Annotated in this window: 10 protein-coding genes and 1 tRNA gene; 8 read left to right on the top strand and 3 right to left on the bottom strand. The window is 62.5% G+C overall.

Translation table 11 applies throughout. The annotated features are described in order from the left end of the window. The first annotated feature begins 94 nt into the window (after positions 1-94). Entirely contained in the window at positions 95-1,615 is a 1,521-nt protein-coding gene (locus RM530_RS13575; protein ID WP_311365790.1) for a fumarate hydratase, read from the top strand. A 66-nt stretch (positions 1,616-1,681) separates the two neighbouring features. On the opposite strand, the gene RM530_RS13570 is transcribed toward RM530_RS13575, so the two are convergent. Further along, positions 1,682-1,843 carry a hypothetical protein gene (locus tag RM530_RS13570; protein WP_311365789.1) on the bottom strand — a complete coding sequence of 54 codons (162 nt, stop codon included), beginning with the start codon at positions 1,841-1,843 and terminating at the stop codon, positions 1,682-1,684. Positions 1,844-1,950: 107 nt separating this feature from the next. Next, a complete protein-coding gene (locus tag RM530_RS13565; protein ID WP_311365788.1) occupies positions 1,951-3,510 on the bottom strand; it encodes a sodium:solute symporter family transporter in 1,560 nt (519 codons plus the stop codon). A gap of 141 nt (positions 3,511-3,651) precedes the next feature. Between RM530_RS13565 and RM530_RS13560 the strand changes: the two genes are divergently transcribed. The 3 genes from RM530_RS13560 to aceA all read left to right on the top strand — a co-directional run bounded on the left by RM530_RS13560 (position 3,652) and on the right by aceA (position 6,502). Further along, complete coding sequence (locus tag RM530_RS13560) at positions 3,652-4,164, top strand: disulfide bond formation protein B (RefSeq protein WP_311365787.1); 513 nt, start codon at positions 3,652-3,654, stop codon at positions 4,162-4,164. Beyond that, positions 4,161-4,646, top strand: a complete 486-nt coding sequence (gene rraA / locus RM530_RS13555) for a ribonuclease E activity regulator RraA (RefSeq protein ID WP_311365786.1) — start codon at positions 4,161-4,163, stop codon at positions 4,644-4,646. The genes RM530_RS13560 and rraA overlap by 4 nt, the downstream gene beginning before the upstream one ends. Positions 4,647-5,182: 536 nt before the next feature. After that, positions 5,183-6,502 (top strand): isocitrate lyase, encoded by a 1,320-nt coding sequence (aceA, locus tag RM530_RS13550; protein ID WP_311365785.1) that lies wholly within the window; start codon positions 5,183-5,185, stop codon positions 6,500-6,502. 63 nt (positions 6,503-6,565) lie between these two features. Here aceA and RM530_RS13545 read toward each other — a convergent pair whose 3' ends face one another. After that, positions 6,566-8,212, bottom strand: coding sequence for an alkaline phosphatase (locus RM530_RS13545; RefSeq protein WP_349256242.1), 1,647 nt, complete (start codon positions 8,210-8,212; stop codon positions 6,566-6,568). A gap of 33 nt (positions 8,213-8,245) precedes the next feature. Between RM530_RS13545 and RM530_RS18760 the strand changes: the two genes are divergently transcribed. From RM530_RS18760 to RM530_RS13525, 4 genes are all read left to right on the top strand, one after another. Continuing rightward, positions 8,246-8,908, top strand: coding sequence for a response regulator (locus tag RM530_RS18760; RefSeq protein WP_349256244.1), 663 nt, complete (start codon positions 8,246-8,248; stop codon positions 8,906-8,908). A 70-nt stretch (positions 8,909-8,978) separates the two neighbouring features. Further along, the gene (uvrC, locus tag RM530_RS13535; RefSeq protein WP_311365782.1) at positions 8,979-10,796 is read left to right on the top strand and encodes an excinuclease ABC subunit UvrC; all 1,818 of its coding nucleotides are present in this window, start codon (positions 8,979-8,981) and stop codon (positions 10,794-10,796) included. Between the two features lie 87 nt (positions 10,797-10,883). After that, entirely contained in the window at positions 10,884-11,444 is a 561-nt protein-coding gene (pgsA, locus tag RM530_RS13530; RefSeq protein WP_311365781.1) for a CDP-diacylglycerol--glycerol-3-phosphate 3-phosphatidyltransferase, read from the top strand. Between the two features lie 104 nt (positions 11,445-11,548). Next, a tRNA-Gly gene (locus RM530_RS13525) sits at positions 11,549-11,624 on the top strand. Positions 11,625-11,680 lie beyond the last annotated feature (56 nt).

Here is an 11,680-nt window from a genome sequence, read left to right as displayed (position 1 = left end):
GTTGGCCGACGGCGCAAAACGGCGTGCGTCGCGCTCCGATGAATGTGGTAGTAGCATTTGCGCGCTTTTTCCGACGACAGACACCTAGCCGAACATGACCACGATCCGCCAGGAAGATTTCATCGCGTCCATTGCTGACGCGTTCCAGTACATCAGCTACTACCACCCGCTCGACTACATCCAGGCGCTCGGCAGCGCCTATGAGCGCGAACAGAATCCTGCGGCGAAGGATGCGATCGCCCAGATCCTGACGAACTCACGCATGAGCGCCGAAGGCCGCCGGCCGATCTGCCAGGACACCGGCATCGCCACGGTGTTTCTGAAAGTGGGCATGAACCTGCGCTGGGAGTCGACGCTGTCGGTCGAGGACATGGTCAACGAGGGCGTGCGCCGCGCCTACAACGATCCGGACAACAAGCTGCGTGCCTCGGTGCTGGCCGACCCGGCCGGCAGGCGCAGCAATACCAAGGACAACACGCCGGCGGTGATCCATTACGAGATCGTGCCCGGCGACGAGCTCGAAGTGATCTGCGCGGCCAAGGGCGGCGGCTCCGAGGCGAAGTCGAAGATGGTGATGCTCAATCCTTCGGATTCGGTCGTGGACTGGGTGCTCAAGATGCTGCCGACCATGGGCGCCGGCTGGTGCCCGCCCGGAATCCTCGGCATCGGCATCGGTGGCACGCCGGAAAAGGCGATGCTGCTGGCCAAGGAATCGCTGATGGCGCCAGTGGACATCTCGGAGCTGATCGAGCGCGGGCCTGCGAATCGGGCTGAGGAACTGCGTCTGGAACTCTACGAGAAGGTCAATGCGCTGGGCATCGGTGCACAGGGGCTCGGAGGCCTGACCACGGTGGTGGATGTAAAAGTGCTGGATTACCCGACCCACGCGGCGAACCTGCCGGTGGCGATGATCCCGAACTGCGCGGCGACGCGCCACGTGCATTTCCATCTGGACGGTACCGGTCCGGCCGTGCTGCCGACGCCGAAGCTGGAAGACTGGCCGCAGGTGACCTGGGAAGCCAACACCGAGGTCGCCACACGCGTGAATCTGGATGCCCTGACGCCCGAGCAGGTCGCCAGCTGGACGCCAGGCCAGATTCTGCTGCTCAACGGCAAGATGCTGACCGGCCGCGATGCCGCGCACAAGCGCATTCAGGACATGCTGGCCAAGGACGAATCGCTGCCGGTGGATTTCCGCAATCGTGTGATCTACTACGTGGGGCCGGTCGACCCGGTGCGCAGCGAGGCTGTCGGCCCGGCCGGCCCGACCACGGCGACGCGCATGGACAAGTTCACCGAAATGATGCTGGCGCAGACCGGCCTGATTTCGATGGTCGGCAAGGCAGAACGCGGCCCGGTCGCGATCGAGGCGATCCGCAAGCACAAGAGCGCCTATCTGATGGCGGTCGGTGGTGCGGCCTATCTGGTGTCCAAGGCGATCAAGTCGGCCAGGGTGGTCGGCTTCGAGGACCTCGGCATGGAGGCGATCTACGAGTTCGAGGTGGAAGACATGCCCGTCACCGTGGCGGTGGATTCCAGCGGAGAGTCGGTGCACCAGACCGGTCCGAAGAAGTGGCAAGCGATGATCGGCAAGATTCCCGTCGTCGCGGCCTGATGGCTGCGGTCATGAAAAAGGCCGGAACTTCGCGTTCCGGCCTTTTTCATCGAGGTGCTTGCCTGCTTACTTGTCGCACCCGTCACCGTCTTCATTGGCGCATTCCTGCACGGTTTCCGCGCCGGCTTCCAGATCCTCACCGGCACCCTGAATGGTGTTGCAGGCCGACAGCCAAAGGCCCGATGACAGCATCAGAATCATCCCGCTGGCCGCCATGATCGTTTTCATAGCGCCGCTCCTCTCATATGGATCATTCGATGATCCGCAGTGTGCAGGCGCGCACTGAATCCTCTGTGAAGCGGGTGCCGGTGATTCCGGGCGGACGGCTTTGGCGCCTATCGAAACAGGTACAGGATCACCGCGATCACCGCGATGATGGTGAAGGCGCCGATCTTCACGTCCATAGTGATCCGCTCCAGGCCCTGTCGCGCGAACACGGCAATGTGTGCATCGCCGGGTGCCGGACGATCCGCATCACCGAGAATCCACGCCCACATCGCCGTCAGCAGGACGGTCGCGGCGAAGATCACGCCGCCGACGATGGTGAAGTGGATCGGAACCCAATCCTTGAGAAACGGGATGAACAGCAGGGCGCTGAAAACGTGTCCGCTGACCAGGCCACGGAACGCCGCCCTGGAACCCAGCCGGGTCGACAGCAGTCCGTACAGGAACACCGCCACCAGCGGCGAGGCCACGAACGCGAAAATCTGCTGCAGGTAGGCCCACAGTCCCGAGAAATGCTGGATCATCGGCGCCCAGGTGGCGGCGATCAGGGCCACGACGATGGTGGTGATACGACCGAACCAGGCCAGTTTTTCGCTGGACCACTGCGGTTTGTGCGGCTGGACGAAGTCCAGCGTGATCAGTGTCGCTGAGGAATTGAGCGTGGATGAGCAGGTGGACATCAGTGCGGCGATGATGCCGGCGACAATCAGCCCGGTGAGACCTGTCGGCGTGAACTCCGCCACCATGCGTGGGAACACCTGATCGGCGTGTTCAAGATCGGGCAGAAGCTTGATCGCCATCGCGCCAGGCAGAACCATCAGGAACAACGGCAGCAACTTCAGAGTTGCAGCGATCAGCGAGGCGCGGCCGGCGGTCCTGAGGTCGCGGGCACCGAAGACTCGCTGGATGACGTACTGATTCATCGTCCAGTAGTAGAAGCCTACGATCGGAAGGCCGGTGACCAGCCCCAACCAGGGCACGCCGGGATCGTCGATCGGGCGGATCAGCGACAGCTTGTCACCCGGAATTTCGGCGGTGACCTTGGCCCACGAGAAGTCGAACTTGCCGAACACGATGTAGGCCAGACAGCCTGACCCGAACAGCAGCACGATGGCCTGCATGAAGTCGGTGTACACCACTGCGCGCAGACCGCCCGCGGCGGTGTACACGGCCGCGAACAGGGCGATCGCGTAGCACACCTCGGTCATGTTCAGATGAGGCAGGAAGGTCGTGGTGATGAGGCTCCCTGCGTAGAGCGTGCCCGCCGTATCGAGCACGATCGACAGGAACAGCGTGATCGCCGACAGATACAGACGCATCCGCCGGTCGAAGCGGGCACCCATCAGCTCCGGCATCGTCTGCGCCTTGGAGCGCATCAGGGCAGGCAGTACGAGGAACACGGCGAAGATCAGGACCAGGCCCGCCATCCATTCGTAATTGGCTGCAGAAATCCCGGTCTGATAGGCGGCGCCGGGCAGTCCGACCAGGGTGTCCGATGAGATGTTCGAGGCAAACAGCGAAAAGCCGACCGCCGCCGGCCCCAGCGAGCGCCCTGCCAGAAACAGATCCTCGGATGTGGTCTTGCGGCGACTGACGGAAAATCCGATCGCGGCCGTGATCAGAAAATAAACCGCGATCGTGACGTAGTCCGGCCATTCGAGATGGGTCATCTCTTGTCCATGTTCTGGTCTCCCTGATCGCCAAAGGGGAGCACAGACCGTCACGGCCTTGCAAGCCGCATTGCGACTGCGTGCGTCGGCCGCTACATTGCGTGGCGACTTCTCTTCACTGTTCGATCGACACGGCGCCCGATGACGATTCCCTACCGTAGGCTGGCATTACTCGGCTTCGTCGTGTGTGCCGCGGCCATGGCTTTCGCGCTGTACCTGCAGGTCTACCAAGGCCTGGAACCCTGTCCGATGTGCATCTTTCAGCGCGTTGCGATGATCGCGACCGGACTGGTGTTTTTCGTGGCGGCCGTGCACGCCCCACGTGGAGGCGGCGCACGGGGTTTCTATTCGGTTCTGGGCATGCTCACGTCACTGGCAGGCGCCGGTATCGCCGCGCGACATGTCTGGTTGCAGGGGCTGCCACCGGACCAGGTGCCAGCCTGCGGTCCGACGCTGGATTATCTGATGGATGTGTTGCCACTCAAGCAGGTGGTGACCACAGTGCTCAGCGGCGATGGCAACTGCGCAATCATCGATGCCCAATTCATCGGTGTATCGCTGCCGGGATGGACGCTTGCAGCATTTGCCGGCATCACCCTTTACTGGATCGCGATACCCATTCTTTCCAAGAACCAATACAGGAACTATCTATGAGCTTTGCCACCACCGATCTATCCGATGCGCATCCCGAGGCGCAGGTCTGTCAGCCAGTGTTTGCGGATTTCGGTGGACGCATCGCCTTTCACGGGCCGGTCGCCACGCTGAAAGTCTTCGAGGACAACGCCGAGGTCCGGGCGATGCTTGCAGAGCCGGGCGAGGGCCGCGTGCTGGTGGTCGACGGCGGAGGGTCGGACCGTTGCGCGCTGGTCGGCGGCAACCTCGGCGTGCTCGGTGTCAAGAATGGTTGGGCGGGCATCGTGGTGTTTGGCTGCGTCCGTGATTCGAGCGAACTGGAGCAGTGCGATCTGGGGATCAAGGCGCTGGGCCTGCATCCGCGAAAGAGTGAAAAAGGCTTACACGGCGCGCAACGGGATCGCGTGCTGACATTTGCCAACGTCAGCTTTTCGCCGGGCGCCTGGCTATACGCGGACCAGGACGGGATCGTGGTTTCGGACAAGGCGATCCACACCGACTGAGAATTTCAGTTTGCGTCCGACGCCGAGCTGACAGGCTTTCGGGCGTTTGCGCAGCGCCGGCTCCGCCCCTCGTCGTAGCTATGTTGCATTGCGTCGTAGAGACCGCTTCGGTATATTCGCGCCCCCTACGATTGAGTACGGAGTCTGCGGATGGGCGAGTTGCGCCCCGAAACGAAATCAGCTGATCCGACCCGTCCCGGGTTCGACTTTGTTTCGAGTCTGGCATGCAACTCCAGGCCAGAGGCCGTTCCATTCAGTCAGCGCCAGCCTGCGGGCCGCGCAGGCCTGCTCAATTTGACGGCACCGCTGGGCACCACCACGGCATTCGAGTTCAAGTGCCGTCAGACCATTGAATTCAATCCAGCAGTACGGTCGTCTCTGCGACGCTGTTTGACGGCTTTTCGCGTGCCAGTTACGCGATTCAAAACGAGTGGGGCAGCCGCGGCCGTGTCATCCACGGTCAAGGAATGCTCCCGAATACTTGAGTGATGACTTTCCACCCGGATTTTTTTGACTGACAGAGGTTCTTCTTTAATATGAGTAATTCCCGCGACGAGCAGATCAAGGCCCTGGAGCAGGATTGGGCGACCAATCCCCGCTGGAAAGGTGTCAAGCGTGGTTACACCGCAGCGGACGTGGTTCGCCTGCGCGGTAGCCTGAAAACCGAATACACCCTGGCCAAGCGTGGCGCCGAGAAGCTTTGGGAACTCGTCAACGGCACGGCCAAGAAGGGCTATGTCAATTCATTCGGCGCGATCACCGCAGGGCAGGCGATGCAGCAGGCCAAGGCCGGCCTGGAAGCCGTGTATCTGTCCGGTTGGCAGGTCGCCGCGGACGGCAACACCTCTGAAACCATGTACCCGGACCAGTCGCTGTATGCGTACAACTCCGTGCCGACGATGGTTCGCCGCATCAACAACACCTTCCAGCGCGCTGACGAGATTCAGTGGAAGGGCATCTGTGACGGCAAGATCAAGGACGAGGACGCCAAGGACTTCTTCCTGCCGATCGTCGCCGATGGCGAAGCCGGTTTCGGTGGTGTGCTCAACGGCTATGAGCTGATGAAGAACATGATCCAGGCCGGTGCCGCGGGCGTGCACTTCGAGGATCAGCTGGCCGCGGTGAAGAAGTGCGGTCACATGGGCGGCAAGGTGCTGGTGCCGACCGGCGAAGCCGTACAGAAGTTGCTGGCGGCCCGCCTGGCGGCCGACGTGCTTGGTGTGCCGTCGATCGTGCTGGCGCGTACTGACGCCGAAGCGGCCAATCTGCTGACCTCGGATCACGATCCGAACGATGCGCCGTTCCTGCTCGGCGAGCGTACCAACGAAGGCTTCTACCGCGTCAAGAACGGTCTGGAGCAGGCGATCTCGCGGGGTGTCGCCTATGCGCCGTATGCGGACTTGGTGTGGTGCGAGACCGGCACGCCGGACCTCGGTTTCGCCAAGGAATTCGCCGATGCGGTGCGCAAGGAAAACCCCGGCCAGCTGCTGGCCTACAACTGCTCGCCCAGCTTCAACTGGAAGAAGAACCTCGACGACAAGACCATCGCGGTGTTCCAGGACAAGCTCTCGGAGATGGGCTACAAGTTCCAGTTCATCACCCTGGCCGGTATCCACACCAACTGGTACAACACCTTCGAGCTGGCGTACAACTACGCGCGCGGCGAAGGCATGAAGCACTACGTGAACATGGTGCAGGAGCCGGAGTTCGCGGCGCGCGACAAGGGCTATACCTTCGTATCGCACCAGCAGGAAGTTGGCGCCGGTTATTTCGACGACGTCACCACCGTGATTCAGGGCGGCACGTCCTCGGTCACGGCGCTGACCGGCTCCACCGAGGAAGAGCAGTTCCACTGAGTTCCGTACTCAATTGGAAGAAAAAGGCCCGGAAACTTTCCGGGCCTTTTTCGTTGGCGATTCCTAAGGTGTCGAATTCGCCGGCAGAGGTTCCGGCAGTTCGAATCCCAGTGCCGTCGCCATCACCTGAAACAGATAGCTCTGCTCCTGCACTCCGTGGATCCAGGCGGCGCCCGGACCGGTCGCAAACACCGCGACATCCTCTCCGCCGTGGGTTTCGGCGCGCAGCGGCACCAAGGCTTCCTGATGATAGTCCGGAGCTTCGGTGTCGACATCGAGGCCGAGCCGGCGGCCGCTGGCCGCCAGAATCACCTCGTCTTCGGGTTCGTCGTCCGCATCCGGCGAGCGGTGCTCGGCGTAGCCGTTGCCGTTGACGTAGGACAAGGTGGTGTATGGCTTGCCATCCAGCGCCAGCGACGGCTCCGTTCGCGGATTGCCGTGAGCATCGTTCGACACCACTTTGCCGAGGATCGGGTTCCCGCGTGTGGGATAGCCGGTGATCATCAGCGTGTGGCTGTGGTCGGCCGTCACGAGTATCAGCGTGTCGGCCGGGTCCGTCATTGCCAGCGCACGTTCGACCGCAGCGGACAATTCGATGGCTTCCGCGAGTGCGCGATATGCATTGCCGGCGTGGTGCGCGTGATCGATCCGACCGGCTTCGACCATCAACACGAAGCCCTTGTCGTTTGCCTGCAGACGCAAGATCGCAGCTTCGGTCATGTCCACCAGGCTCGGTACCGTGGGCGGCCGATCCTCCACGTAGGGCACATGCGATGCCGTGAACAAACCCAGCAGATGGGATGAGCGTGTGACTGCGCTTGCCTTGAGCGTTTCCGCATCGTTCACCACCTGTCCGTCAGAACCATAGCGCTGGCGCCATTGTGCTTCGAGGTCGCGACCGTCCAAGCGCTTGCCTCCGACCGTTTGCGGCAGGAATTGCGCGCGACCGCCGCCCAGCGCGACATCCAGCCCGTCGCCCGGCGCGAACTCGACCAGCTGGCGCGCGATGTCGCGGCAATTGCTGCCCTGTGGCACCTGGCTGTCGTTTTCCCAGTTGCGGTGCGGACTGTGCGCATACATCGCCGCCGGTGTGGCGTGCGTCAGTCGCGCGGTGGTAACCAGGCCTGTCGCAAGGCCCGCCTGCTCGGCGACTTCGAACAGCGTGGTCAACGCATGCTGTGGCGTGCAGGCGTGGGGATCACCCAGTTCCACATCCGGCGCCACGCTGAGCATTCCGGCCTTGGTCTTGGCCCCGGTGATCATCGCGGTGGCGGTGCCGGCGGAGTCCGCGGTCTGCTGATTGACTTCGTAGGTTTTGATCAGACCCAGGGATGGGAACGCTTCGAACGACAAGGAATGGTCTTCACCGTTGCCGCCGGCCAGTTGTCCAGCACGGATACGCGCGGCCGTGATCGTGGGGATGCCCATACCGTCGCCGACAAACAAAATGACGTTTTTGGCGTGAACAACTGGTGTACGGCGCTTCACAGCCGACAAACGACGGCGATCTTCAGCGTAGAATGGAGACTGGCGATTAACCGGGATGTTGATCGTATTCGTCGAGTGCAGGGGTTCAGGGCGGAGCCCGTCAGCACAGGCCGAGGTCAGTCCGAAGGCGGCATAGGCAGCCAGAAGGGCGAGCTTGCGGTTCAAGACGACTTTCCGTTTGGGGAAAGGATCAACATAGCGATGAAGGATGACATTTTGCATCGCGTGTTCCCACGTGATCGATCGGGGGCATCGCTGATAACCGTGATGTTGGTGGACGATCACCGACTCGTGCGCGCTGGACTGCGTCACGTGCTTGAGGCCCACCCCGACATTGTCGTGGTCGCAGAGGCCTCCTCGGGTGAGGAGGCGCTGGAACTGGCGCGCAACCATCGGCCTGCGATAGTCCTGATGGACATTAACATGCCAGGAATCGGCGGACTCGAAGCGACGCGCCGGCTGTTGCAGCGGGCGCCGGAGATCAAGGTGATCGCCGTCACCATGCATATCGACGAACCCTATCCGAGCCGCCTGCTGTCGATCGGTGCGGCAGGTTACCTCAGCAAGGATGCGGCGGCGGACGAAGTGGTTACCGCGATCCGGCGGGTTTCGCAGGGTGGTCACTATGTCGCCGCCTCCGTGGCCGGCAATCTGGCCGCGGCCCTGGTCAAGGGCGGAAGCGGTGGCTCCCCGTTCGACCGGCTGTCGCAGCGTGAAATGCAGGTGATGCTGATGTTCACGCGCGGCTACTCGACCCAGGAGATTTCGGATCGTCTGTGTCTGTCGCCCAAGACGGTGAGCACCTATCGATCTCGGCTGTTCGAGAAGCTCGGCGTCAACAACGATGTGGAACTGATTCGGGTGGCAATGCGCTACGGCATTCTCGACGACGTCAATACCGCCGTTGCCACCGGATGATTCGAAGCCAGCGGCAACGGCGCGCATCCGAGGCGTAGATTGCACGTCGGCGCACGACTATCCTAGGCAGATGACCGCGTCGACCGGCGCCTTCGATCCGAAAGCGTTTCTCTCCCAACTCACTGCTCGCCCGGGCGTCTACAGAATGTACGACGCGGCCGGCGAGCTGTTGTATGTGGGCAAGGCGCGCAACCTCAAGAAGCGGGTTTCCAGCTATTTCCTGCGCGCCTCGGGCGATCCTCGCATTGAGGCCATGGTGGACCAGATCCATCACGTCGAAGTCACCGTCACCGGGACCGAGGACGAAGCGCTGCTGCTCGAATCGAACCTCATCAAGTCGCAAGGTCCGCGATACAACGTCGTCTACCGCGACGACAAGAGCTACCCGTATCTGCGCTTTTCCGACCACGAGTACCCGCGGATCAGTTACTACCGCGGCAGCAAGGTCGGCAAGGACCGCTATCTGGGACCATTTCCCAGTGCCGGCAGCGTCAAGGACACCTTGGCGACGCTGCAAAAGCTGTTTCACCTGCGACCGTGCCGCGACAGCTACTTCGCACATCGCACGCGGCCCTGCCTGCAACACCAGATTCAGCGCTGCTCGGCGCCGTGCGTGGGCCTGATCTCGCCCGAGGACTACGCCCGTGATGTGCGCAACGGCATGCGCCTGCTCGAAGGCAAGAGCGACGAGCTGGTCCGTGAGCTCGGAGCCGAGATGGTGCGGGCCGCCGAAACGCAGGAGTTCGAGCACGCGGCGCGTCTGCGCGATCAGCTGGGCGCACTCAAGCGTGTGCGCGAAAACCGTGCGATTACCGGCGGCGCGGCCGACATCGACGTCGTCGCCTGTGTGCCGCATGCCGCACATGCCTGCCTGGTGGTGGTGACGGTGCGCGATGGCGTCAATCTCGGGCACCGCAGCTTCTTCCCAAAACATCCGCAGGGCACCGACGCCGTCGAGCTGATCGACAGCTTCATCAGCCAGCACTACAGCGAACCCCCGATTCCGCCCGAGATTCTGATCAGCCACGCGGTGGACGACGAGCTCGGGCTCGAAGAAGCGCTCAGCGCGCGCGCGAAACGTCGGGTACGTGTCAGCGAACCGCAACGTGGCGCCAAACAGCGGTTGATGGCGATGGCCTTGCAAACCGCGGAGCAGGCGCTGTCCGCCTATTTGGCGGAGGCCGCCAGCATGGATCAGCGCCTGCTCGAAATGCGGGACGCACTGGATCTCGATGGGGTCCCACGCCGGCTCGAATGCTTCGATATCAGCCACACGCGTGGGGAACTGGCTGTGGCCTCCTGCGTGGTCTTCAACGAAGAAGGGCCGCTCAAGTCGGCCTACCGGAAGTTCAATATCGACGGCATTACCCCCGGCGACGACTACGCGGCCATCCGGCAGGCGGTGCTGCGGCGATTCGCACGCGTCAAGCGCGGTGAGGTTCAGGCGCCCGATGTGCTGTTCATCGACGGAGGACGAGGGCAGTTGAGCGCCGCGCTGGAAGCGCTGGAAGAAGTGGACTTCGTGAACCTGCGGGTCGTCGCCATTGCCAAGGGGCCGACGCGTCGGCCGGGTCTGGAGGAACTGTTGCTGCCCGAGCGCGAATCGCCGCTGCGTCTGGCGCCGGACTCGCCGGCGCTGCATCTGATTCAGCGCATTCGCGACGAGGCTCATCGATTCGCGATCACCGGACATCGCGGCCGGCGCGAGAAAGCCCGTACGACCTCGGGGCTGGAAACCATCGAGGGGCTCGGGCCGTCGCGTCGTCGCGCCTTGTTGCAGGCTTTCGGAGGTCTCTCGCAGATCAAGGGCGCGGGCGTGGACGACCTGGCGCGCGTCGATGGCTTGAGCCGCCGCCTCGCCGAACGAATCTATGCGCATTTCCATTGAAAGCGGTTTGTCGCAGTCGACACTCGGGTCCGTTCCTGCGCCAGTCACTTTAGACTACGCTGGTGACTTCAACTGGCCTCCGTCTGAATGAATATCAATCTGCCATTGGCGCTGACGATCGCCCGAGTCGCAGCCATTCCGATCGTGTTCGGTCTTTTTCTGACCGATCTGCCGCAGCGCGGACACTGGGCCACCGTGGTGTTCGCCCTGGCCGGCATCACCGACTGGCTGGACGGCTGGCTGGCGCGGCGCTGGGGTCAGACCTCCAAGTTCGGTGCTTTCCTCGATCCGGTCGCCGACAAGCTGCTGGTCGCGGTAAGCCTGATCGTATTGCTGCACGAGCGGCCGGGTGGAGAACTGATGTTTCTTTGTGCGGTGATCATCGGTCGCGAAATCACGGTATCGGCGCTGCGTGAATGGATGGCCGAGCTGGGTTCACGCACCAGCGTCGCGGTGAACTGGATCGGCAAGTGGAAAACTGGCTTCCAGATGACGGCGATTGGCATGCTGTTGTGGGGCACCCCGTTTTTCGGCATTCCGATCTACACGATCGGCCTGGGTTTGCTCTGGGTCGCGGCGGCGCTGACGATCTGGTCGATGCTGGTGTACCTGCGCGCCGCCTGGCCGATGATGAAGGATGCTTCCTGAGGTCTCCGCTGCGGCCTGACAGAAGCGCCGCATTATCAAGCGGCTCGGCGGGGCGGATACTGCTTGACAGCGGTTCGCCGAACGCTACAATGCGCGTCCGTTTTGCGGGAATAGCTCAGCTGGTAGAGCGCAACCTTGCCAAGGTTGAGGTCGCGAGTTCGAATCTCGTTTCCCGCTCCAGTTTTGCCTGAACCTCGCGTAATCGCGGGGTTTTTTGGCTTATGGGGCCGATGTTC

Origin of the sequence: Banduia mediterranea, from assembly GCF_031846245.1 — a bacterium.
In the GTDB taxonomy this organism is placed as follows: Bacteria; Pseudomonadota; Gammaproteobacteria; order Nevskiales; family Nevskiaceae; genus Banduia; species Banduia mediterranea.
The sequence above is the reverse complement of the archived record's forward strand: the minus strand, read 5'-3'. Positions and strand labels throughout refer to the sequence as shown.